Raw genomic sequence first — 22,725 nt, 5'->3', positions numbered from 1 at the left:
AAAAACGACTTTTCAACTTTTCAGAAAGAAGAGGAAAGCCTTGCAATTTCTAGATAAATACGGTATAATAGTATCAGTAATTTGTCGTGTGCTTTAATTGAAATATTGTCCGATTAAAGCTTGCAGCAGTTAAATCAAACTTTTTATAAGTCAGATTTAGCTGCTCTTTTTGTGTCTATTTTTCAGAATTCTAGGATTTGTAACGCAAACTTAAAGATTCTAAAAACTTAGCAAAAAGGACTGATTGTAGCTGTTTTGACGAGAGTCGATGGCGTAGAAGGGGTCTCCCCTTGGTAAGAGTGAAGAAGAGTGTGATATGAGAGGCAGATGGTTGTTATTTCAATAATCAGTAAATCTCAATTCTCTCCGATTCCCTCCCTCTGTACTTTATAAAAAAAGGAGTTAGAAACTTGGCAGGACATGACGTTCAATACGGGAAACATCGGACCCGTCGTAGTTTTTCAAGAATTAAAGAAGTTCTTGATTTACCAAACTTGATTGAAATTCAAACAGACTCGTTTAAAGATTTCTTGGACCATGGTTTGAAAGAAGTCTTTGAGGATGTACTTCCTATTTCAAACTTTACCGACACCATGGAACTGGAATTTGTCGGCTATGAAATCCGTGAGCCTAAATATACGCTGGAAGAAGCTCGTATCCACGATGCTAGCTACTCAGCACCAATCTTTGTGACTTTCCGCCTGATTAACAAGGAAACTGGTGAAATCAAGACGCAGGAAGTCTTCTTTGGTGATTTCCCTATTATGACTGAAATGGGAACCTTCATCATCAACGGTGGTGAGCGGATTATCGTATCCCAGTTGGTGCGTTCGCCAGGTGTTTACTTCAACGATAAGGTTGACAAAAACGGTAAAGTTGGCTACGGCTCAACTGTTATTCCTAACCGCGGAGCTTGGTTAGAGCTAGAAACAGACTCAAAAGATATCGCCTATACTCGTATTGACCGGACGCGTAAAATTCCATTTACTACTTTGGTGCGTGCGCTTGGTTTCTCAGGTGATGATGAGATCTTGGACATCTTTGGTGACAGCGACTTGGTGCGCAACACCATCGAAAAAGATATTCACAAGAACCCAATGGACTCTCGTACGGATGAAGCTCTGAAAGAAATCTACGAGCGCCTTCGTCCAGGTGAGCCTAAGACGGCTGAAAGCTCACGTAGTTTGCTTGTGGCTCGTTTCTTTGATCCACATCGCTATGACTTGGCTGCTGTTGGTCGTTACAAGATTAACAAGAAACTCAACATCAAGAACCGCCTGCTCAATCAAACATTGGCAGAGCATCTGGTAGATGCTGAAACTGGTGAAATCCTTGTCGAAGCTGGTACAGTCATGACCCGCAGTGTGATTGACAGCATTGCAGAGCAACTGGACAATGGTTTGAACAAGATCACTTATATTCCAAACGACTCAGCTGTCTTGACAGAGCCTGTAGAATTGCAGAAGTTCAAGGTTGTCGCACCAAGCGATCCAGATCGAGTTGTGACGATTATTGGTAACGCGAACCCATCTGACAAGGTTCGGACTGTAACACCAGCTGATATCTTGGCTGAAATGAGCTATTTCCTTAACTTGGCAGAAGGTATCGGTCGTGTGGATGATATTGACCACTTGGGGAACCGTCGTATTCGTGCGGTTGGTGAGCTTTTGGCTAACCAAGTTCGTCTCGGACTTTCTCGGATGGAGCGTAATGTTCGTGAACGGATGTCTGTTCAGGATAATGAAGTACTGACTCCGCAGCAAATCATCAACATCCGTCCAGTGACTGCAGCCATTAAAGAATTCTTTGGTTCTTCACAGTTGTCTCAGTTCATGGACCAACACAATCCGCTTTCTGAGCTTTCTCACAAGCGTCGTCTATCTGCCTTAGGACCTGGTGGTTTGACACGTGACCGCGCTGGTTATGAAGTGCGGGACGTGCACTATACTCACTATGGTCGTATGTGTCCGATTGAAACGCCTGAAGGGCCAAACATCGGTTTGATCAATAACTTATCTTCTTACGGACATCTTAATAAATACGGATTTATTCAAACACCTTACCGTAAGGTAGACCGTGAAGCTGGTGTGGTAACAAACGAAATCGTTTGGCTGACAGCTGACGAGGAAGATGAATTTATCGTAGCGCAGGCCAACTCTAAGCTGAATGAAAAAGGTGGCTTTGCTGAACCTATCGTTATGGGACGCCACCAAGGTAATAACCAAGAATTCCCATCAGACCAAGTAGACTACATGGATGTATCGCCTAAGCAGGTAGTTGCCGTAGCGACAGCATGTATTCCTTTCTTGGAAAACGACGACTCCAACCGTGCCCTCATGGGTGCCAACATGCAGCGCCAGGCTGTGCCTTTGATTGATCCAAAAGCACCTTACGTTGGTACTGGTATGGAATACCAAGCAGCTCATGACTCTGGTGCAGCGGTCATTGCTCAGTATGATGGTAAAGTTACTTACGCAGATGCGGATAAGGTAGAAGTTCGTCGTGAAGACGGTTCATTGGACGTTTACCACATCCAAAAATTCCGTCGTTCAAACTCAGGAACTGCCTACAACCAACGCACCCTTGTAAAAGTTGGCGATGTCGTTGAAAAAGGCGACTTTATCGCTGACGGACCTTCTATGGAAAATGGAGAAATGGCTCTGGGACAAAACCCAATCGTTGCCTACATGACATGGGAAGGTTACAACTTCGAGGATGCCGTTATCATGAGCGAACGCTTGGTGAAAGATGATGTTTATACATCTGTCCACCTCGAAGAATACGAATCAGAAACACGTGATACAAAGCTTGGGCCTGAAGAAATCACTCGTGAAATTCCGAACGTCGGTGAAGATGCCCTTAAAGACCTTGACGAAATGGGAATTATCCGCATCGGTGCCGAGGTTAAAGAAGGCGATATCCTTGTCGGTAAAGTAACACCTAAGGGTGAGAAAGACCTTTCAGCTGAAGAACGCCTCTTGCACGCTATCTTTGGTGATAAGTCTCGTGAAGTACGTGATACCTCGCTTCGTGTACCACACGGTGCCGATGGTGTCGTTCGCGATGTGAAGATCTTTACTCGTGCAAACGGTGATGAGTTGCAATCAGGTGTTAACATGCTGGTGCGTGTCTACATCGCTCAAAAACGTAAGATCAAGGTCGGAGATAAGATGGCCGGACGTCACGGGAACAAAGGGGTTGTATCCCGTATCGTTCCCGTGGAAGACATGCCATACTTGCCAGACGGAACTCCAGTCGATATCATGTTGAACCCACTTGGGGTGCCATCCCGTATGAATATCGGTCAGGTTATGGAACTCCACCTTGGTATGGCAGCTCGTAACTTGGGCATCCACATTGCGACACCGGTCTTTGACGGAGCAAGCTCAGAAGATCTCTGGTCTACAGTTCGTGAAGCTGGTATGGATAGCGATGCTAAGACGATTCTTTATGATGGACGTACTGGTGAGCCATTTGATAACCGCGTTTCTGTCGGTGTCATGTACATGATCAAGCTCCACCACATGGTTGATGATAAGCTCCACGCCCGTTCAGTTGGTCCATACTCAACCGTTACCCAACAGCCACTCGGAGGTAAAGCTCAGTTTGGTGGACAACGTTTCGGGGAAATGGAAGTTTGGGCCCTAGAGGCTTACGGTGCGTCAAATGTACTTCAAGAAATCTTGACTTACAAGTCTGACGATATCAACGGACGTTTGAAAGCTTATGAAGCGATTACCAAAGGGAAACCAATTCCAAAACCAGGTGTGCCAGAATCCTTCCGAGTTCTTGTGAAAGAATTGCAATCTCTTGGTCTTGACATGCGTGTCCTTGACGAAGATGACCAAGAAGTAGAATTGCGTGACTTGGATGAGGATATGGATGAAGATGTGATCCATGTGGACGATCTGGAAAAAGCACGTCAAAAACAGGCTCAAGAAGCTAAAGCAGCTTTTGATGCTGAAGGAAATGAAGAAAAATAATTCGTCGCTGATTAGATAAATAAGAAAGGTAAGAAATAGTGGTTGATGTAAATCGATTTAAAAGTATGCAAATCACCCTAGCTTCTCCAAGTAAGGTCCGTTCATGGTCTTACGGAGAAGTGAAGAAGCCTGAGACAATCAATTACCGGACCTTGAAGCCAGAACGTGAAGGCCTCTTTGACGAGGTGATCTTCGGTCCAACCAAGGATTGGGAGTGTGCCTGCGGTAAATACAAACGGATTCGTTACAAAGGGATTATTTGTGATCGCTGTGGTGTTGAAGTAACACGGACTAAGGTTCGTCGTGAGCGTATGGGCCACATCGAGCTTAAAGCACCGGTTTCTCACATTTGGTACTTCAAGGGAATCCCAAGCCGTATGGGCTTGACTCTGGATATGAGTCCGCGCGCTCTGGAAGAAGTCATTTATTTTGCAGCTTATGTGGTGATTGATCCTAAGGAAACACCACTGGAGCATAAATCTATCATGACGGAGCGCGAGTATCGTGAGCGCCTCCGTGAATATGGTGTTGGTTCATTCGTTGCTAAAATGGGAGCAGAAGCTATCCAAGACTTGCTGAAACAAGTGGACTTGGAAACAGAAATTGCGGCTCTCAAGGAAGAATTGAAAACAGCTTCTGGTCAAAAACGAATCAAGGCTATTCGTCGTTTGGACGTTTTGGATGCCTTCTACCGCTCTGGCAATAAGCCAGAATGGATGATTCTCAACATCCTGCCAGTCATTCCACCAGATCTACGTCCAATGCTTCAATTGGATGGTGGCCGCTTTGCCTCATCTGACTTGAACGACCTCTACCGCCGCGTTATCAACCGGAACAACCGTTTGGCTCGTTTGCTCGAGTTAAATGCACCAGGTATCATCGTTCAAAATGAGAAGCGGATGCTGCAAGAAGCGGTGGATGCTTTGATTGACAATGGTCGCCGTGGTCGTCCAATCACTGGACCAGGTAGCCGTCCACTTAAGTCTTTGAGCCATATGCTCAAAGGTAAACAAGGACGTTTCCGTCAAAACTTGTTGGGTAAACGGGTTGACTTCTCAGGCCGTTCCGTTATCGCCGTTGGTCCGACATTGAAGATGTATCAATGTGGTGTGCCACGTGAAATGGCGATCGAGCTCTTCAAGCCGTTTGTCATGCGGGAAATTGTTGCCCGTGACTATGCTCAGAATGTGAAAGCTGCTAAGCGCATGGTAGAGCGTGGCGATGAGCGCATCTGGGATGTCTTGGAAGATGTTATCAAAGAACACCCAGTGCTCCTTAACCGCGCACCGACCCTTCACCGTTTGGGTATCCAAGCCTTTGAGCCAGTTCTGATCGATGGTAAAGCTCTTCGCTTGCACCCACTGGTCTGTGAAGCCTACAATGCCGACTTTGACGGTGACCAAATGGCCATCCACGTTCCATTGTCTGAAGAAGCGCAGGCTGAAGCTCGTATCCTCATGCTGGCTGCTGAGCACATCTTGAATCCGAAAGACGGAAAACCAGTTGTAACACCATCTCAGGATATGGTCTTGGGTAACTACTACTTGACTATGGAAGAAGCAGGGCGTGAAGGCGAAGGCATGGTCTTTAAAGACCGTGATGAAGCCGTGATGGCCTTGCGTAATGGCTATGTCCACCTGCACACTCGTGTGGGTATCGCGACAGATAGCCTCAACAAACCTTGGACAGAAGATCAAAAACACAAGATCCTCATGACCACAGTAGGTAAGATTCTCTTCAATGATATCATGCCAGAAGAGCTACCTTACCTGCAAGAGCCAACGAATGCTAATTTGACAGAAGGCGTTCCAGCTAAATACTTCTTGGAGCCTGGTAAAGACATCAAGTCTGCCATTGAAGCCTTAGAGTTGAATATTCCGTTCAAGAAGAAAAATCTAGGAAATATCATTGCTGAAATCTTCAAACGCTTCCGCACGACAGAAACATCTGCCCTGCTGGACCGCTTGAAAGACCTAGGTTACCACCATTCTACGCTGGCTGGTTTGACAGTGGGCATTGCCGACATTCCAGTCGTAGAAGACAAAGCAGAGATCATTGAAGAGTCTCACAAGCGTGTAGAACAAATTACCAAGCAATTCCGTCGCGGTATGATTACTGATGACGAGCGCTACAATGCAGTTACTGCTGAATGGCGTGCTGCCCGTGAAAAATTGGAAAAACGCTTGGTTGCTAACCAAGATCCGAAGAACCCAATCGTTATGATGATGGACTCTGGAGCCCGTGGTAATATCTCGAACTTCTCGCAGCTTGCCGGTATGCGTGGTCTGATGGCGGCTCCGAACGGACGTATCATGGAATTGCCAATTCTTTCAAACTTCCGCGAAGGTTTGTCTGTACTCGAAATGTTCTTCTCAACTCACGGTGCCCGTAAAGGTATGACCGATACGGCCCTCAAGACAGCCGACTCAGGTTACTTGACTCGTCGTCTGGTTGACGTTGCCCAAGATGTGATTATCCGTGAGGATGACTGTGGTACAGATCGTGGACTTCTCATCACTTCTATCACAGAAGGCAAGGAAATGATCGAGTCTCTGGAAGAGCGTCTCAATGGTCGTTACACTAAGAAGACGGTTAAACATCCAGAAACTGGCGCAGTTATCATCGGCCCAAATGAATTGATCACCGAAGACAAGGCGCGTGAGATTGTCAATGCTGGTGTTGAAGAAGTGACGATTCGTTCCGTCTTTACATGTAACACTCGTCATGGTGTCTGCCGTCACTGTTACGGTATCAACTTGGCGACTGGTGATGCGGTTGAAGTCGGTGAAGCAGTTGGTACAATCGCTGCCCAATCTATCGGGGAACCTGGTACACAGCTTACAATGCGTACCTTCCACACGGGTGGTGTTGCCTCTAATACCGATATCACTCAGGGTCTTCCTCGTGTCCAAGAAATCTTTGAAGCCCGTAATCCGAAAGGGGAAGCGGTCATCACAGAAGTCAAGGGTGAAGTCACTGCTATCGAAGAAGATGCATCTACTCGTACTAAGAAAGTCTTTGTCAAAGGTGCAACCGGCGAAGGTGAATATGTGGTGCCATTCACAGCCCGCATGAAGGTTGAAGTGGGTGACCAAGTTTCCCGCGGTGCTGCCTTGACCGAAGGTTCTATACAGCCTAAGCACTTGCTGGCTGTCCGTGATGTCTTGTCTGTTGAAACTTACCTGCTTGCTGAAGTACAAAAAGTTTACCGCAGCCAAGGGGTAGAAATCGGCGACAAACACATCGAAGTAATGGTTCGCCAAATGATTCGCAAGGTGCGCGTCATGGATCCAGGTGACACAGATCTTCTTATGGGAACTCTCATGGATATCACTGACTTTACAGATGCTAACCGTGATGTGGTTATCTCAGGCGGAGTGCCTGCGACAGCTCGTCCAGTCCTCATGGGAATCACCAAAGCTTCCCTTGAAACTAACAGCTTCCTTTCTGCAGCTTCCTTCCAGGAAACAACTCGTGTCCTGACAGATGCTGCTATCCGTGGTAAGAAGGATCACCTGCTCGGTCTCAAGGAAAATGTTATCATTGGTAAGATTATCCCAGCTGGTACTGGTATGGCTCGTTACCGTAACTTGGAACCACAAGCAATCAATGAAGTTGAAATTATTGACGAAGTTGTGGAAACAGCAGAGACTGAAGAAGTTGAAACAAGCGTAGAATCATAAGAGCTTGCTTAAGTTTACAATATAAAAGTCTATCGAGAGTGGGACAGAAATCGGTAATTCGTTAGAATTCGATTTCGTCGTCCCACCTCCGCACAGTTGAGTAGGGCTGTAAAAGCTGATGAAATCAGCGTAGTAGAGCCCACTCAACCACTGCGTCTTGCTCGATAATCCAAAGACAATTGAGAGGCTAGGACTTTTGTCCCAGCCTCTTTTTGCTAGGTGCACTGCATTGGTGAAGGTATAATAAAAATTGAAATTTTAGCGCTCTATTTTGCTGCCAGATTGAATCAAAAGCTTAGGGAAGGAGCTTCCTAGTGAGCATGATGGCGTATTTTTTGACTTTATATGGCTCTTAGCTGTACAGGAAGGGAAAAATTCGATATACTAAGTAAAAGGAGGAAAAAATGAAAAATTTTTTGCAAAAAGTAGAATATAGTTTACTGGCTTTGTTTTTAGCCGTCCAGACTCAAGTTCCTTTTGTGCTGATCCAGTTTTACAAAGGTCGAGATCAAAGTTTTTCAATGGGATACACCTTGCTTGTCCTGATGATTTATTTGCTGATCATTTTTTATGCCCTGCGAATGGCCAAAAAAGAAGACTTACTGACCCTTGATTTTAGTTTTTTTAATTTAAAATCAGTAATCTGGTTAGTGTTATCCTATCTGGTAAGTATTGGAATTAATATCTTTGCAGCGATTATCATGGTTCTAGAGGGTCAATTTTCAGGAACGACAGCCAATCAAGTTGCTTTGCAGAGCTTGTTTCAGAATACACCCGTTATCTTGATTGTTGTGGGAGCACTTTTCTCAGCGCCAATTTTGGAAGAGATTCTTTTCCGTGGTTTGATCCCCAAAAAGCTGTTTCCAAAGCATGAGTTGATTGGTTTGATAGTTGGTTCTATTCTTTTTGGTTTTTTCCACGGACCGACCAATATCGGTAGTTTTATTCTTTATGCTGGCATGGGTGGCGTCTTAGCTTTAGTAGTTTACCAGACCAAGCATTTGGAAATGGGAATTTTAGCCCATATGCTACGAAATGGAATTGCTATTTTGGTGATGATCATCTCACAAAGTTAACGATATATCATTCATGGATGAAGAGGTCAGCTTGACCTCTTTTTTGACATTTCAGGGATAAAAAGTGACTTTTTAGGACAACGAGCCAACAGAGCGAATCTTTTGCTTTATAATGATAATTGTATCTTAGCTTTAGGGAGTGAAAAATATGCGTCTCAAATTTCAAAAATCTATCCAAATCTTATTAGTAGTTATGCTGCTTCAATCGGGTTTGTTGCTTTTAGTTCAGCCAATGACCAACCGCTTAGTCTTGTCTAGGCCTAACTTGCTCTTTATCTCTCTCTTTTTGCTCATTCTTTTTGGGTACGCCTCTTACTTTTCTCGTGAGTGGCGGGATTTTAAGGTAGAGCTACGGGCTTCCAAGCGGTTTCAGTACTTACGTTGTCTTTATTTTTTAATGATTGCAAGCAACGCAGCGAGTCTGGTTCTCCTTTGTGGGCAGTCGAGTTCGGAGCTAACGCCTTTGCAGCAGCTTATCTCAAACAGTTTTTCCGCTTCCTCCTTGCTATTGATTGGCATGGATTTATTTGGTATATCATCACAGGCTAAGCAAAACAGGCAGATGAAATACAGGAAGAGTTGGCGTATTGTCTTTGGAATCGCTCTCTTTGCTTTTCTGAGAAATCCTGAAGAATTATCCTGTTTTTTGATTTATCTAAGCTTAGGCATGGCTTTTGTCCAGTTCTTAAAAGCTTGGGTTGGATCTCTAGAATTGTCCTTACTGGCTCATCTTCTTCGGAATTTGATTCTGATCCTCCTTTTGCCCTTCTGTTTGTAAAAAGTGTTTTCTTAAATAGGGGAATTGTGGTAAAATGGTAAATGAAACAAGGGGCAGATGAAGTCTTCTTGTGAAGTCGAGTACAGTTCATAGGACTGGATGCTGCATCTGCTGTTGGCTTTGCGGTACACTAGATGAGTGTGCCTTTTTTGTTGAAAGGCAGAAGTAGCAAGAGGAAAGGAAATGCGATGAATCTAAGACAACTTGCTCCAGAGGGCAAGACAGCCCTTTGTGGGATCCTTAATGTTACCCCAGATTCCTTTTCGGATGGGGGCAGATATGATACGGTGGAAAAGGCTCTGGAGCAGGCGCGCAAGATGATAGCTCAGGGAGCTCACCTGCTGGATATCGGTGGAGAGTCGACTCGTCCGGGCAGCCATTTTGTGGACATTGAGGCGGAAATAGGGCGTGTGGTGCCGGTCATTGAGGCTCTTCGTCGGGAAAGTGATATCCTCATTTCTGTGGATACTTGGAAAGCACCAGTTGCCGAAGCAGCTTTGGCCGCTGGAGCCAATATCATCAATGATATCACGGGACTCTTAGGTGATGAGAGAATGGCAGTTGTGGCTGCCAAGACTGGAGCACCAGTTATCGCCATGTTCAACCCAGTCATGGCTCGGCCCCAACATGCTAGCTCGAAAATCTTTCCGACTTTCGGCTTTGGACCTACTTTTACCGAGTCAGAATTAGCAAATTTTGAGCAGCTGGATATTCAGGCGCTCATGTGGGCATTTTTTGAAAAAACACTGGCAAGAGCTGAGCAAGCTGGGTTGGAGCGGGAGCAAATCATGTTGGATCCAGGGATTGGTTTTGGCTTGACCAAGCGGGAAAATCTCTTGCTCTTACAGGAACTGAATAGTATTCATCGGTCTGGCTTTCCCATTTTTCTGGGGGTTTCTCGCAAGCGCTTTTTGGTCAATATCTTGGAGGAAAGTGGTTTTGAAACTGACCCAGAGACGGCAGCTGGTTTTCAAAACAGAGACCTGGCTTCAGCTCATTTGACCAGCATTGCAGCCAGTCAGGGTATCGAGGCTGTCCGAGTGCATGATGTGGAGGTCCACCGAATGGCAGCCGAGATTGGCGATGCTATTCGACTGGCTCAGAAAATGGAAGATCTAAATTTACGGCAGTATAAGTGAGTATGATAAAAGAAGAATTGCCAGATTTAAGCTGGCTGGAAGCCTATCGGACGGATAGTCCTAATTTTGGCTTGGAGCGGATAGAGCGGATGCTGGCGCTGCGGGGAAATCCTCATTTGCAGCTGTCAGTGATTCATATAGGAGGGACCAACGGGAAGGGCTCAACCATTGCCCACCTGCGTCACCTATTGGAAATGCGAGGTCTGCGTGTGGGAACCTTTACCTCCCCCTATCTGATCAGCTACAATGAACAAATCGCCATCAATGGTCGTCCAATTCCCAATCAAGATTTGGAACGGCTCCTAGATACTTATCGAGCTCTCTTTGAGGAGCAAGCGAATGATGAGGTTTTGCAGGGGGTGACGGAGTTTGAGATCATGACGGCTTTGGCCTATGATTATTTGGCTCAGGAGCAAGTCGATGTGGCCATTATGGAGGTCGGCATGGGCGGTCTCTTAGACAGCACCAATGTCTGTCGCCCCGATTTGACAGCCATTACGACCATTGGCTTAGATCATGTGGCTTTGCTGGGGCATTCTCTGGCAGCAATTGCTGAGCAGAAAGCTGGGATTATCAAGCCAAATGTGCCCTTGGTGACTGGACGGATTGAGCCAGAAGCTCTGGCGGTCATTGAGGGCAAGGGTCATCAAATGCAAGCCCCCCACTATGTTTATGGGCAGTCTTATCAAGTTCAGAGCTTGGGCGGGACTGACTCAGGAGAGCATTTTAGTTTTTCCAATGCTCATCGGGAGGTTGCGCATTACCTGACGCCTCTGTTGGGACGACATCAGGTAGATAATGCTGGTTTGGCGATTCAGCTCTGTGACCTCTATTGTCAGAGCAAGCAGCTACCGCTGTTAACAAAAGAGCAAATAGACACCGCTTTAGTGGCGACAAACTGGCCGGGGCGGATGGAGCAGATTTCACACCAGCCTCGCATCTTGCTTGATGGCGCCCACAATCCCCATGCTATGGAGAGATTGACGAGGACCTTAAGACAGCATTATCCAGACTTGGATAAGAAAATTCTTTTCAGCTGTATCCAGACCAAGTCTTTGGAGGAAATGGTGGATCAGCTCAAGCAGGTACCCAAGAGTCAGCTGATTTTGACCAGTTTTGCAGATCCACGGAGCTTTTCCAAAGAAAATATGGAGGCGCTAGCTTGTGAGCAGGGATTGAACTATGCTGATTGGCAGGGATTTTTAGAGGCTTATTTGAAAGCTGAGCATGGGACCGATGAGCTCTTGCTGATTACGGGCTCCCTTTATTTCCTGGCTCAGGTCAGGGCCTATATCATTGACAAAGAAAAAGAATCTAGGAGTGAATATGGACACGAAGAAAATTGAAGCAGCTGTTGCCCAGATTATTGAGGCGGTTGGAGAAGACGGAAGCCGCGAAGGTTTGCAGGAGACACCACAGCGCATTGCTAAAATGTACCAGGAAATCTTTGCTGGGCTGGGGGAGACTGCTGAGGAGCATCTGGCCAAGTCTTTTGAAATCATTGACAATAATATGGTAGTGGAGAAGGATATTTTCTTTCATTCCATGTGTGAGCACCACTTTCTGCCATTTTACGGGAAGGTTCATATCGCCTATGTGCCTAATGGTCGGGTAGCAGGCCTGTCCAAGCTGGCCCGAACAGTAGAGGTCTATGCCAAGAAACCGCAGATTCAAGAGCGATTGACCGTAGAGATTGCTGAGGCCTTGATGGACTATCTGGGTGCTCAAGGAGCCTTGGTCTGGGTGGAAGCTGAGCATATGTGTATGAATATGCGTGGAGTCAGAAAGCCTGGCACTGCAACGGTTACTACAGCGGCGCGCGGCGTTTTAGCGACGGACAAGGACCTGAAAAATGAAGCTTACAAACTGATGGGACATTGATTTTATCAGTGGTGGAGCGTGTCAGGAAAGGTTAGATAGTTTTATCAAGGATGCAATGTAGAAACTTGAATCAGAAAGGATAAGAGAATGGATCAGCTGCGCATAAAGGATTTGGAAGTGTATGCCTATCACGGTCTGTTTGGAGCGGAGAAGGAATTGGGCCAGCGTTTTGTGCTGGATCTTATTTTGGACTATGATATGACTCGGGCTGCCAAAACAGGCGACCTGACAGCTTCTATTCACTATGGAGAATTGGCTCAGGATCTGACCCACTGGTGTCAGGAAAGCAAGGAGGACTTGATTGAGACGCTGGCTTACAAGCTGATTGATCGGATTTTTTTGACTCACCCTTTAGTACAGAAGGTCAGCTTGGAGGTCAAGAAGCCTTGGGCACCAGTGCCGCTGCCTTTAGAGACCTGCTCAGTCAAGCTAGTGCGCCAAAAGCGGAAAGCCTTTATCGCTCTGGGCAGCAATCAAGGCAGCCCAACTGCCAATCTGGATGCGGCTTTGGAAAAAATGGCAGAGCAAAATATAAGAATTTTGCAGGCATCAAGTCGTATCGAGACAGAGCCTTGGGGTGGCGTTGAGCAGGATCCGTTTCTCAATCAAGTTGTTGAAGTTGAGACTTGGCTCAATCCTGAGGAGCTGATGCAGACGCTCTTGGGCATCGAAGCGGAACTAGGGCGCGTGCGGGAGATCAAATGGGGACCTCGTGTGATTGATCTGGATATCCTTTACATAGGACAAGAAGAGTTATATAGTCCAGATTTGATTGTTCCTCATCCTTATGTGGCTGAGCGAGCTTTTGTCCTGCAATCTCTGGTGGAAATCGCGCCACACTTTGTCGATCCCGTGCAGAAAAAAAGCATCCGCCAGCTCTGGGATGCGGTTGAAAAATGAGAAAAGAAACTTGTTGCAAGGCAAGTTTTTTTATTGTCTGAACTTTCTCTGAACTTGCCCTTGTATACTAAAGAAAAATCAAAAGGAGTTCAGTATGGAACATATGGTGAAAATAGAAGGAGTCTGCAAAAAACATGGGAGTAAGCAGATTTTAAAAGATATTTCTTTTACAGCTAGAAGCAGTCGGATTACAGCTTTTCTGGGCCCAAATGGTGCAGGGAAAAGTTCGACCTTGAGGATTCTCTTGGGGTTAGATCGGGCGACAGCAGGAACTGCGACTTTTGATGGGCAAACCTATCAGTCAATGACTTACCCGCTCAGAACAGTAGGTGCAGCCTTTGACGGCATTGGCGGTCTGCCAAATCGAAAGGTCTATGACCACTTGAGGATTATTGCGGCGAGCAATGCTATTCCCAAGTCTCGGATCGATGAGGTTTTGGAGATGACTGGAATCGCTCATAAGAGGAAGGACCTCTTGTCAAGCCTGTCTCTAGGGGAAAGTCAGCGGCTGGGTTTGGCAGCAGCTTTGCTGGGTGATCCTCAGTTTCTTATATTAGATGAGCCGACTAATGGACTAGATCCAAGTGGGATTAAGTGGTTTAGAAAGTTCATCCGTCGGCAGGCTGATTTAGGGAAAACGGTACTTCTATCTTCTCATATCCTATCAGAGGTGCAAATGGTGACAGATGATGTAGTCTTGATTCATCATGGGCGAATTATTGAGCAGGGACGATTGGAAGAGGTGCTGCAAGATTCAGACAGTCTAGAAGATCTCTTCTTTGATTTGACAGAGGAGGTTTAAGATGAAAGAAACGATGTCCTTATTGCATTCAGAATGGTTGAAAATCTGTTCAACCAAGGCTTTCAAAGTGAGTATGGCCTTCATGTTGCTATTGGTGCCTGCCGTATCTTGGCTAGAGGGCCGACAGTATTTATCTGTCGGCTTGGATGCCACACCTGAGACGGTTCCCGGACTGGCAGAAGCCATTGATCCGCTGGAATATCTAGGTCTCAATGGTGCCTCTATGGCAGGGATGGTTGTGGTCATCTTAGCTGGAATTTTGGGAGCTATGGAATTTCAGTCTCATAGCTTGAGAACCAGTCTTTTGACCTGTAATAACCGTCTGAAGTTGCTTGTGGGGAAACTCATGACCTTTGCTTGCTTTTCTCTTGCCAGTAGCTTTTTATCAATCTACTTTAGTTATATGGTCATGCATCTGGCTTTAGGAAAGGAAGGGCTTGATCCGATTCTGCTCAATCAGGCAGCTTGGAGTTTGATTTTGTGGAAAACCTTATCTCTAACCTTATTAGGAATCCTTTCATTTTTGTTAGGTTTATTGGCTCGGACCATGCTAGTTCCTCTGCTTTTTCTCGTGCCACAGATCTATAATCTGGGCAACTACCTGGCAGCTCACACGAGTTGGGGAGCTTATCTGCCACAGCCAGCAGGAGAGTTGTTTGCGGCAACGCCGACTTCCCAATATGCCAACAATCCCTTGCAAGGACTGTTGATACTTGGTGCATGGTTACTAGTCATCGGCGGCATGACCTCTCTGCGCTTTTTGAAGACGGATTTAGGAGGGCGATACTGATGATAAAAGCTCTACTTAGAAGCGAATGGATTAAGTTCCGTTCTTACTATCTCGCTCTTGGTGCAGCCTTGGTGGCTCTGGGAGTCGTTCCATTTTTTCTGATGAATCTTGACTACAGTCAGACAGCAGTTGGCCAGACGAAGGCTCTGAGCGAGGATTTGCATGCCCTCTATCTGGCGCAGCCTGTCATCGTCATCTTTACTTCACTCTATTTTGCCCAGGAGTTTGTCAAGTCTGGGATGCGAACGAATTTTCTAACCGTATCAAATAGAAGGGCTTGGTTGGCTGGGAAATTCCTTTTTCTGGTCTTGTTGCTCTTGGCACTCTACAGTGTCATGATAGGCAGCAGTTTCCTTGTTATGCTGGCTCGTTTTGACCTAGACTTTAGCTGGTCCTTGCTGGGGAAATTCCTCTATTACAGCTCTTTCGGCCTTCTCAGCAATCTTTTTCTGGCTTTTTTAACTGCCGGCCTCGCTTTGCTCTTTCAATCTTGGGTTGTGCCGGTGTCGGTGCTCTTTCCTCTCTTGATTGGTCTCAGCCGTTTATTAGCAACCTTCATCAAAGAAGCAAAATACCTGCCCGATCTGGCTACGCTAAATCTTTTTGAGTATGAAGGACTTCAGCATTCAATAGATCTCTCAGGGCTGGGAATACAGCTGTTATGGTTAGCTTTGGTTTGGAGCTCTGCTATATTCTTAACCTTGAAACGAGATGTTCGCTAGAGGTATGCTATAATGGAAATCATGAGACAGTATCGTATTTTGGTGGTTGATGACGACCAGAGCATTTTGAAGCTGGTGAAAAACATCCTAGAGCTCGATGCTTATGATGTGACGACGCTTGATCGGATAGAAGAGCTAGAGCTGACGCATTTTGTCGGATATGACTTGATTCTGCTGGATGTGATGATGGAGCCTGTTAATGGTTTTGAGCTGTGTTCCTACATTCGTCCTCATCTTTCGTGTCCAATCATCTTTCTGACGGCTAAGGAGTTGGAGGCGGACAAGGTGGAAGGGCTCTTTCGCGGAGCAGATGACTATATTGTCAAGCCTTTTGGGACCAAAGAATTGCTGGCGCGTGTCAGGGCTCATTTTCGGCGGGAGGAAAGACGGGAGGAGCGATATTCTGAAATTGCTTCTTGTCAATTTTATCCAGAGCGCTATGAAGTTGCCTGTTTTGGTAAAGTCTTGAAATTTTCAGAGCGGGAGTTTAAGCTGCTACATTTACTAGCTAGCAATCCCAAGCAGACCTTTTCAGCTGAACGTCTTCATACCTTGCTTTATCCAGAAAGCTCAGAAACACAGCTTCGTTCCATCTCAGAATACGTATATCAGATTCGTCAAAAATGCAAACAAGAAGGGCTGCAAGCAATCGCAACTGTGAGAGGAGTAGGCTATAGATGGCAATTAGAACCCGTAATTTCAAAAGCCTAGTCTGGACAACCAGTTTAAAAATCGTCTTTTTCCATGTTTTGATTTTTGTGCTTATAGGTTATGAATTTACGCAAGGAAGTAATCACGTTCTTTTCACCTTGTTCTTTTGGGCAGGGAGCTTGCTGCTGATTACTTTTTATCATATTTTGAAATTGCTCCGAAAAATCGACAGGGAAATAAAAATGCTAACGAGCAAGAAGCTTTTAGAAGAAAATCAAAGCCAGCTTTTTCGGATCGAGGAAATGCTCGAGGTCTATAGCGATTTACGGAGCAGCCACCAAGAAAATACTCGTCTTCTAGAAAAAGAGCAGCAGCATAATCAGGAGTTGATTTTACAGCTATCAGCGACATCGCACGATTTGAAAACGCCCCTAACTGTGATTAAGGGTAATGCTGAGCTCTTGGAAATGGCGCAGTTAGGCCAGCCACAGGCAGACTATGCTGCTGAGATTTTGCAGGCTAGTTACAAGATGGAAGAATATTGTGGCTCTCTTATTGATTACGCTAAGACTTTTCAGATTGATTCTAATCAGTTCATTCAGCTTTCCTTAGGTGACTTTTTGGCTGATCTCCAGGACGACTGGGCACTGTTCAGCAAACAGGAAAGCTATCGTTTTTATCTCCAAGAAGATTGCGATCTTAGTCTGATTTTGTCGATTCATTTAGACTATCTTAAGCGGGCTTTACTCAATATCTTATTAAATGCGCTTGAACATGCTGACCAGAACCAAAAGGAAGTGAAGCTGACGGTATCAGTGCAGCAGGACCAGTTGGTTTTTGCTATCTGGAACAACGGCCCTGCATTTTCAGAGGAGATGCTGCTGGGAGCGGAACAGCTCTTTTATCAGAGTGACCAAAGCCGTAATTCAGCTAACCCCCATCATGGTATCGGCCTAGCCTTTTCTAAGCAGGTCGCTCTCTTGCACAGTGGTCGTCTGACCCTGCTCAATCCAGACCAAGGAGGAGCTTGTGTCGAGTTGACTGTGGCTTTAAAAAGCAAATAACAAAGGAAGTCAATAAAGATGATAAAAGAGAGTGGGACAGAAATCGGTAATTCGTTAGAATTCGATTTCGTCGTCCCACCTCCGCACAGTTGAGTAGGGCTGTAAAAGCTGATGAAATCAGCGTAATAGAGCCCACTCAACCACTGCGTCTTGCTCGACGATCCAAAGACAATTGAGAGGCTAGGACTTTTGTCCCAGCCCTTTTTTTGCCGCTTTCTTCTTGACAAAAGATGTAAAGGAGACTATACTATATCTGAAAAGTAAAGCTTGTTTTACGTGACAAAAGGAGGCAACCTTGGAAAATCGAATTCAAGAATTACGAAAAAGAAAAAAGCTCAGCCAGGAGGAGCTGGCTGAGAAGCTAGAGGTTACGAGACAAACGATTATTTCTTTGGAAAAGGGCCGCTACAATGCTTCGCTCCTTTTGGCTCATAAAATTGCATCCTTTTTCAATTTAAGGATTGAGGAAGTGTTTCTCTTTGAGGAGGATGAATCATGAAATGGACTTATTTGTCTAAATGGCTATTGGCTATTTTGGTGGTGGTTGGCTTATCTTATCTCCATTTGCAAGCCAATCTTATCCCTAAGGAAATTCTGCCTTTTGTGGGAGTTATCTTGATTGTGGTGATCTTGAAAATTTCCCAACCGTATGAAAAATAGGAGGCTGATATGGAAATAATAACTAAACAAGAATTTCGGAAAAAACTACAAAAGAAAGTGATCATCGGTCGCATCCTAATTCTAGCCCTCTGGCTGGGACTGGCCTGGAGCCACTTTCATTCTTTGGATGATCAGCAGGAAGGGGTCATGGTTGGTCTGCTTCTAGGGCTTTCCTTGATGGTTCTACGTTATAACCTTGCCTTGAAACGGGAGGAAGCTTTTAATAGGCTCTACATTCAGGTGACGGATGAGCGTAATCGGATGATTGACGAAAAGACTCGCACCCTGCTGTTTGATATCCTTTTGCTGCTGGCAGCAGGGCTGAGCCTTCTGTCTATGATTTTTCCTATCATTTTAAATCTCAATCAGTTTCTGACCTTGACCATTATCCTAGTTTTGGGACTTTACTATCTCTTGCGTTTTCTCCTATACAAGCGCTATTAACAAAAAAAGCTGGCAGGGCCAGCTTTCTCAACAAGCTTTTAACAGAGCTTGTTTTTATTTTCTATAAAGTCGATCATACTGATGAACAGGATCCATAGTTACATGGATGCCGAGTTTGCGCAGGACATTTTTGTCTTCATCTGTCAGCATTACGGTTGAATGAGCTTCGCTGCCCTTGAGATTTCCAAGCTCTTGCATGGCTTGTGCAGCGTCTTGATTTTCCATGGCTGTGATTGCCAGGGCCATTAAGATTTCATTTGAGTGGAGGCGCGGATTACGGCTGCCCAAATGATTAATTTTCAGGCCTTGGATTGGTTTGACATACTCAGGCTCAATCAGCTTGGTTTCTTTAGCAATATTGGCTAACTTCTTAATGGCATTAATCAATACAGCAGCCGTAGGGCCAAAGAGCTCAGAGGTCTTACCGGTTACGATTTCGCCATTTGGCAATTCCAGAGCTAGAGCTGGTTCGCCAGTGCTTTCAGCCTTGGCACGCGCAGCAACGGTTACTTTACGATCCAGCGGTGTGATGCCCAAGTCGTTCATCAAGAGTTCGATTTTCTTGATAGCAGATTCAGAAACGCGCTCCGCCTTGAAGTCCAGAATAGTCTGGTAGTAGCGGCGGATGATTTCCTGTTGGGAAGCCTCGATAGCTGCATCATTATCTACAATGGCAAAGCCGACCATGTTGACGCCCATGTCTGTTGGAGAAGCATAAGGTGATTTTCCAAGAATGCGCTCCAGCATACGCTTGAGGACTGGGAAAATTTCGATATCACGGTTGTAGTTGACAGTGGTTTCGCCGTAGGTTTGCAGGTGGAAAGGGTCAATCATGTTGACATCGTCCAGGTCTGCCGTCGCTGCCTCATAAGCTAGATTGACCGGATGGTGCAGGGGCAGATTCCAAACTGGGAAGGTTTCAAATTTAGCGTAGCCTGATTTGATGCCATTGATTTGGTCGTGGTACATATTGGACAAGCAAGTAGCTAATTTACCAGAACCAGGACCAGGCGCAGTCACTACGACCAGATTTCGACTGGTCTTAATATAGTCGTTCTTGCCCATTCCCTCAGGTGAGATGATATGGTCCATATCAGTAGGATAGCCCTTGATTGGATAGTGGATGTAGGAGTCGATCCCATTCTTTTCTAGCTGAGCGCGGAAGAGATCAGCTGCTGGCTGGCCAGAATACTGGGTAATGACCACTGAGCCCACATAAATATCCAGCTCATTAAAGGTATCGATTAGGCGCAGCACTTCTTGGTCATAGGAAATACCCAAGTCCCCACGTGCTTTAGAGTGTTCGATGTTATTGGCATTGATGGCAATGACAATCTCCACTTGGTCCTTGAGCTCTTTGAGCAGTCTAATTTTATTGTCCGGCTCATATCCTGGTAGGACGCGGGCAGCATGGAAGTCTTCCAGCATTTTTCCGCCGAATTCCATGTACAATTTGCCCTCAAATTGATTAATGCGCTCCAAGATATGGTCGCGCTGCAGGTTTAAGTATTTTTCTGAATCAAAAGCAATTTTTTTCATGTATAGTTTCACCTCTGCTAAGCATTATAACAAAATTTTCTTTAAATTGGAAAATTAAAAGAGATTATATTAGATAAAATAGATAGCAGCCCGGATGAAGAACGGGCTGCTTCTCGAAATTAGTAGTTGGTAATCGTGTCCACGGTTGAGCGATCCAGCTTTTTGACCAGCGCTTGCAAGAAAGCTTGGGCTTGCAGGAAGTCGTCCATGGCATAGAGGGTTTGGTGGGAATGAATGTAGCGGGCGCAGACACCAATAGTGGTAGATGGTACGCCACCGCTTTGGAGATGGGCAGCACCAGCATCCGTTCCGCCCTTGCCGCAGTAATATTGATACTTGATGCCAGCTTCCTCAGCAGTTGTCAAGAGGAAGTCCTTCATAGCTGGCAGCATGAGATGACCGGGATCAAAGAAACGAATCAACGTTCCGTCGCCGATGGCCCCTTGACCGCCGTAGATGTCGCCCGCTGGGGAACAGTCCACAGCCAGAAAGACCTCAGGAGCAAATTTTGTCGTTGAAGCATGGGCACCACGCAGGCCAACTTCTTCTTGAACATTGGCACCGACATAGAGTTGGCTGTTTAGTGGTTGACCAGAAAAGGCTTGAGCCAATTCGCTGACCATAAGGACGCCGTAGCGGTTGTCCCAGGCTTTAGAGATGACATTTTTACCGTTAGCTGTGAGAATGGCAGAGCTGTCTGGTACAATCGTGTCTCCTGGACGGATGCCGTAGCTTTCAGCTTCCGCCTTATCCGCAAAGCCACCGTCAAAGACAATATCTGCAATCTGTGGCATAACTGGTCCGCCAGATCCGCGCGTCAGATGAGGAGGGACAGAGCCTGAGATGACAGGGATTTCTCGTCCTTCGCGGGTGAAGAGTTTGAAGCGTTGACTGCTCACGACTAGCGGATTCCAGCCACCGATTTCTACTACACGGAAAGTCCCGTCGGGCTTGATCTCGCTGACCATGAAGCCAACCTCGTCCATGTGAGCCGCAACCAGAACGCGGGGAGCATTTTCAGCTTGGGAATGCCGAACTCCAAAGATGCCGCCTAGACCGTCGGTAACGACTTCATCAACATGAGGAGTGATTTTTTCGCGCAGATAGCTGCGGACAGGTGCCTCGTGACCAGAGATGGCTGAGAGCTCAGTCACTTCCTTGATTTTTGAAAATAAATCAGACATAAGTTTACCTTCTTTCTGATTCTATTTTATCACTTTTTTAGAGGGAAGAACAGGATGAACTAAAAGAAGCTGAGAAATCTGTAATATTGTTTGTCGCCTCTGCGCTTTTGTGTTAAAATATTCTACATGAAATCTAAAAAAATCATTTTAACGACAACCGCTCTCTTGGGAGCGGGAGCCGTGGCCTTTGGAGCTGCCAAGCTTGTGCAGGAGCAGAAAAGACTGCGTAATAGAGAAGAAATTGTTCAGGTCGTGCGGGAATTTTTTGCCAGCCGAGGACCGATTGCAACGGTCTATGTGGAACTTTATGAATCAACTGACAGCCGCACTGTTGGAGGGGTTGTCCTAGAAGACGACCGCCATTTCACTTTCGTCTATGAAAATGGTCAGTTGACCTACGAGGAAGAGTGATGATTCGGCCGCAAAGTATGGAAGAGCTAGCTTCTTATGTGGAGCATAAGGAAAAGACTGTCTTCTTTTTCACAGCAGATTGGTGCGGAGATTGTCGTTTCATCAAGCCTTTTCTGCCAGAGATAGAAGCGGAGAATCCTGACTTCACCTTTGTCGAGGTGGATCGGGATCGGTATATGGCTGTGGCCCAAAAATGGGATGTTTATGGGATTCCTAGTCTGGTTGTTGTGGAAGATGGACGAGAGCTTGGTCGCTATGTCAATCGCGACCGTAAGACCAAGAGTCAAATCAATGATTTTTTAGCGAGTTTATAAGAAGTTTTAAAAGTATTTTTGGAGGAAGAAATGATTTTTACATACAACAAAGAGCATGTCGGAGATGTCCTGATGGTCATCGTTGCTGATGATCAGGGAGCCAAACTAAGCGTTGAGCGCAAAGGGAATGTAGCGCGTGTTTACCGCGAAGATAATGGACAGACAGTAGCTTGGAATATTTTTGAGCTGTCAAATCTTTTTGAAATTGCAGAGCGCGGACAAGTTCAGCTGACAGATGAGCAAGTTGCGATTCTCAACCAAGAATTGACCAAAGAAGGTTTCCCAGCTGAGCTGGTTAAGGACTCAGAACCTAAGTTTGTTGTGGGAGAAATCCTTGAGATGGTAGCCCACCCTGACAGTGACCACCTCAATATTTGTCAGGTGCAGGTGGCAGACGACAAGACAGTTCAAATCGTGGCTGGTGCTCCGAATGCACGTGTCGGCCTCAAGACGATCGTGGCCTTGCCTGGTGCTATGATGCCGAAGGGCAATCTCATCTTTCCAGGAGAACTCCGTGGCGAAAAGAGTTTTGGTATGATGTGCAGCCCACGGGAGCTCCAGCTGCCAAATGCACCGCAGAAACGTGGTATCATTGAATTGGCGGATAATGAAACGGTCGGAACGGCCTTTGACCCAGCTAAACACTGGCAATCTTAAGACTTACTAAAGGAAATCGTGATTTTCACGATTTTTTTGTCTTTTCT

The 22,725-nt window shown here is 45.8% G+C and carries 21 protein-coding genes; 19 read left to right on the top strand and 2 right to left on the bottom strand.

Translation table 11 applies throughout. From position 1 onward, the window contains the following. Positions 1-410 precede the first annotated feature (410 nt). The 16 genes from rpoB to FZ954_RS10390 all read left to right on the top strand — a co-directional run bounded on the left by rpoB (position 411) and on the right by FZ954_RS10390 (position 18,573). The gene (rpoB, locus tag FZ954_RS10475; RefSeq protein WP_045498139.1) at positions 411-3,983 is read left to right on the top strand and encodes a DNA-directed RNA polymerase subunit beta; all 3,573 of its coding nucleotides are present in this window, start codon (positions 411-413) and stop codon (positions 3,981-3,983) included. A 38-nt stretch (positions 3,984-4,021) separates the two neighbouring features. Continuing rightward, positions 4,022-7,666 (top strand): DNA-directed RNA polymerase subunit beta', encoded by a 3,645-nt coding sequence (gene rpoC, locus FZ954_RS10470; RefSeq protein ID WP_148878329.1) that lies wholly within the window; start codon positions 4,022-4,024, stop codon positions 7,664-7,666. A 404-nt stretch (positions 7,667-8,070) separates the two neighbouring features. Continuing rightward, entirely contained in the window at positions 8,071-8,742 is a 672-nt protein-coding gene (locus FZ954_RS10460) for a CPBP family intramembrane glutamic endopeptidase (RefSeq protein ID WP_148878328.1), read from the top strand. A 148-nt stretch (positions 8,743-8,890) separates the two neighbouring features. Continuing rightward, a complete protein-coding gene (locus FZ954_RS11825; protein ID WP_148878327.1) occupies positions 8,891-9,520 on the top strand; it encodes a hypothetical protein in 630 nt (209 codons plus the stop codon). 188 nt (positions 9,521-9,708) lie between these two features. Continuing rightward, the gene (folP, locus tag FZ954_RS10450; RefSeq protein ID WP_187423368.1) at positions 9,709-10,659 is read left to right on the top strand and encodes a dihydropteroate synthase; all 951 of its coding nucleotides are present in this window, start codon (positions 9,709-9,711) and stop codon (positions 10,657-10,659) included. 2 nt (positions 10,660-10,661) lie between these two features. After that, positions 10,662-12,005, top strand: a complete 1,344-nt coding sequence (locus tag FZ954_RS10445) for a folylpolyglutamate synthase/dihydrofolate synthase family protein (RefSeq protein WP_148878325.1) — start codon at positions 10,662-10,664, stop codon at positions 12,003-12,005. Further along, a complete protein-coding gene (folE, locus tag FZ954_RS10440) occupies positions 11,986-12,540 on the top strand; it encodes a GTP cyclohydrolase I FolE (RefSeq protein WP_002896758.1) in 555 nt (184 codons plus the stop codon). Before FZ954_RS10445 ends, folE begins: the two co-directional genes overlap by 20 nt. Positions 12,541-12,627: 87 nt before the next feature. Next, positions 12,628-13,440 carry a 2-amino-4-hydroxy-6-hydroxymethyldihydropteridine diphosphokinase gene (folK, locus tag FZ954_RS10435; protein ID WP_148878324.1) on the top strand — a complete coding sequence of 271 codons (813 nt, stop codon included), beginning with the start codon at positions 12,628-12,630 and terminating at the stop codon, positions 13,438-13,440. Positions 13,441-13,534: 94 nt separating this feature from the next. After that, complete coding sequence (locus tag FZ954_RS10430; protein WP_148878323.1) at positions 13,535-14,242, top strand: ABC transporter ATP-binding protein; 708 nt, start codon at positions 13,535-13,537, stop codon at positions 14,240-14,242. Position 14,243: 1 nt separating this feature from the next. Continuing rightward, positions 14,244-15,032, top strand: coding sequence for a lantibiotic ABC transporter permease (locus FZ954_RS10425; protein ID WP_148878322.1), 789 nt, complete (start codon positions 14,244-14,246; stop codon positions 15,030-15,032). Beyond that, positions 15,032-15,754 (top strand): lantibiotic ABC transporter permease, encoded by a 723-nt coding sequence (locus FZ954_RS10420; protein ID WP_148878321.1) that lies wholly within the window; start codon positions 15,032-15,034, stop codon positions 15,752-15,754. The genes FZ954_RS10425 and FZ954_RS10420 overlap by 1 nt, the downstream gene beginning before the upstream one ends. A 12-nt stretch (positions 15,755-15,766) precedes the next feature. Continuing rightward, entirely contained in the window at positions 15,767-16,465 is a 699-nt protein-coding gene (locus tag FZ954_RS10415; RefSeq protein ID WP_148878320.1) for a response regulator transcription factor, read from the top strand. Then, entirely contained in the window at positions 16,432-17,469 is a 1,038-nt protein-coding gene (locus tag FZ954_RS10410) for a sensor histidine kinase KdpD (RefSeq protein WP_148878319.1), read from the top strand. Before FZ954_RS10415 ends, FZ954_RS10410 begins: the two co-directional genes overlap by 34 nt. Before the next feature lie 295 nt (positions 17,470-17,764). Beyond that, the gene (locus tag FZ954_RS10400; RefSeq protein WP_002896748.1) at positions 17,765-17,968 is read left to right on the top strand and encodes a helix-turn-helix transcriptional regulator; all 204 of its coding nucleotides are present in this window, start codon (positions 17,765-17,767) and stop codon (positions 17,966-17,968) included. Beyond that, positions 17,965-18,129 (top strand): hypothetical protein, encoded by a 165-nt coding sequence (locus FZ954_RS10395; RefSeq protein ID WP_148878318.1) that lies wholly within the window; start codon positions 17,965-17,967, stop codon positions 18,127-18,129. Before FZ954_RS10400 ends, FZ954_RS10395 begins: the two co-directional genes overlap by 4 nt. 9 nt (positions 18,130-18,138) lie before the next feature. Continuing rightward, positions 18,139-18,573 (top strand): hypothetical protein, encoded by a 435-nt coding sequence (locus FZ954_RS10390; protein ID WP_148878317.1) that lies wholly within the window; start codon positions 18,139-18,141, stop codon positions 18,571-18,573. A 54-nt stretch (positions 18,574-18,627) separates the two neighbouring features. On the opposite strand, the gene FZ954_RS10385 is transcribed toward FZ954_RS10390, so the two are convergent. Continuing rightward, on the bottom strand, positions 18,628-20,112 hold the full coding sequence (locus FZ954_RS10385; protein ID WP_005591255.1) for a DUF1846 domain-containing protein: 1,485 nt from the start codon (positions 20,110-20,112) through the stop codon (positions 18,628-18,630). 119 nt (positions 20,113-20,231) lie between these two features. Then, a complete protein-coding gene (gene pepA / locus FZ954_RS10380) occupies positions 20,232-21,296 on the bottom strand; it encodes a glutamyl aminopeptidase (RefSeq protein ID WP_148878316.1) in 1,065 nt (354 codons plus the stop codon). 126 nt (positions 21,297-21,422) lie between these two features. On the opposite strand from pepA, the gene FZ954_RS10375 reads away from it, so the two are divergent. Genes FZ954_RS10375 through ytpR form a run of 3 tightly spaced genes read left to right on the top strand, consistent with a single transcriptional unit; the run spans position 21,423 to position 22,678 of the window. Continuing rightward, positions 21,423-21,707, top strand: coding sequence for a DUF4651 domain-containing protein (locus tag FZ954_RS10375; RefSeq protein WP_148878315.1), 285 nt, complete (start codon positions 21,423-21,425; stop codon positions 21,705-21,707). Beyond that, positions 21,707-22,021 (top strand): thioredoxin family protein, encoded by a 315-nt coding sequence (locus tag FZ954_RS10370; RefSeq protein ID WP_148878314.1) that lies wholly within the window; start codon positions 21,707-21,709, stop codon positions 22,019-22,021. The genes FZ954_RS10375 and FZ954_RS10370 overlap by 1 nt, the downstream gene beginning before the upstream one ends. A 30-nt stretch (positions 22,022-22,051) precedes the next feature. Beyond that, positions 22,052-22,678 carry a YtpR family tRNA-binding protein gene (ytpR, locus tag FZ954_RS10365; RefSeq protein ID WP_148878313.1) on the top strand — a complete coding sequence of 209 codons (627 nt, stop codon included), beginning with the start codon at positions 22,052-22,054 and terminating at the stop codon, positions 22,676-22,678. Positions 22,679-22,725: the final 47 nt, after the last annotated feature.

It is taken from the genome of Streptococcus sp. Marseille-P7375, from assembly GCF_902460365.1.
Classification (GTDB): Bacteria; Bacillota; Bacilli; order Lactobacillales; family Streptococcaceae; genus Streptococcus; species Streptococcus cristatus_I.
Note: the sequence above shows the minus strand (reverse complement) of the source record. Positions and strands in the feature narration are given on the sequence as shown.

What these genes read in the sequence shown, in the direction of transcription:
- FZ954_RS10460 (WP_148878328.1), top strand. Translation starts at nt 8,071, where the DNA reads ATGAAAAATTTTTTGCAAAAAGTAGAATATAGTTTACTGGCTTTGTTT.
- FZ954_RS11825 (WP_148878327.1), top strand. Translation starts at nt 8,891, where the DNA reads ATGCGTCTCAAATTTCAAAAATCTATCCAAATCTTATTAGTAGTTATG.
- folP (WP_187423368.1), top strand. Translation starts at nt 9,709, where the DNA reads ATGAATCTAAGACAACTTGCTCCAGAGGGCAAGACAGCCCTTTGTGGG.
- FZ954_RS10445 (WP_148878325.1), top strand. Translation starts at nt 10,662, where the DNA reads ATGATAAAAGAAGAATTGCCAGATTTAAGCTGGCTGGAAGCCTATCGG.
- folE (WP_002896758.1), top strand. Translation starts at nt 11,986, where the DNA reads ATGGACACGAAGAAAATTGAAGCAGCTGTTGCCCAGATTATTGAGGCG.
- folK (WP_148878324.1), top strand. Translation starts at nt 12,628, where the DNA reads ATGGATCAGCTGCGCATAAAGGATTTGGAAGTGTATGCCTATCACGGT.
- FZ954_RS10430 (WP_148878323.1), top strand. Translation starts at nt 13,535, where the DNA reads ATGGAACATATGGTGAAAATAGAAGGAGTCTGCAAAAAACATGGGAGT.
- FZ954_RS10425 (WP_148878322.1), top strand. Translation starts at nt 14,244, where the DNA reads ATGAAAGAAACGATGTCCTTATTGCATTCAGAATGGTTGAAAATCTGT.
- FZ954_RS10420 (WP_148878321.1), top strand. Translation starts at nt 15,032, where the DNA reads ATGATAAAAGCTCTACTTAGAAGCGAATGGATTAAGTTCCGTTCTTAC.
- FZ954_RS10415 (WP_148878320.1), top strand. Translation starts at nt 15,767, where the DNA reads ATGGAAATCATGAGACAGTATCGTATTTTGGTGGTTGATGACGACCAG.
- FZ954_RS10410 (WP_148878319.1), top strand. Translation starts at nt 16,432, where the DNA reads ATGGCAATTAGAACCCGTAATTTCAAAAGCCTAGTCTGGACAACCAGT.
- FZ954_RS10395 (WP_148878318.1), top strand. Translation starts at nt 17,965, where the DNA reads ATGAAATGGACTTATTTGTCTAAATGGCTATTGGCTATTTTGGTGGTG.
- FZ954_RS10390 (WP_148878317.1), top strand. Translation starts at nt 18,139, where the DNA reads ATGGAAATAATAACTAAACAAGAATTTCGGAAAAAACTACAAAAGAAA.
- FZ954_RS10385 (WP_005591255.1), bottom strand. Translation starts at nt 20,112, where the DNA reads ATGAAAAAAATTGCTTTTGATTCAGAAAAATACTTAAACCTGCAGCGC.
- pepA (WP_148878316.1), bottom strand. Translation starts at nt 21,296, where the DNA reads ATGTCTGATTTATTTTCAAAAATCAAGGAAGTGACTGAGCTCTCAGCC.
- FZ954_RS10375 (WP_148878315.1), top strand. Translation starts at nt 21,423, where the DNA reads ATGAAATCTAAAAAAATCATTTTAACGACAACCGCTCTCTTGGGAGCG.
- FZ954_RS10370 (WP_148878314.1), top strand. Translation starts at nt 21,707, where the DNA reads ATGATTCGGCCGCAAAGTATGGAAGAGCTAGCTTCTTATGTGGAGCAT.
- ytpR (WP_148878313.1), top strand. Translation starts at nt 22,052, where the DNA reads ATGATTTTTACATACAACAAAGAGCATGTCGGAGATGTCCTGATGGTC.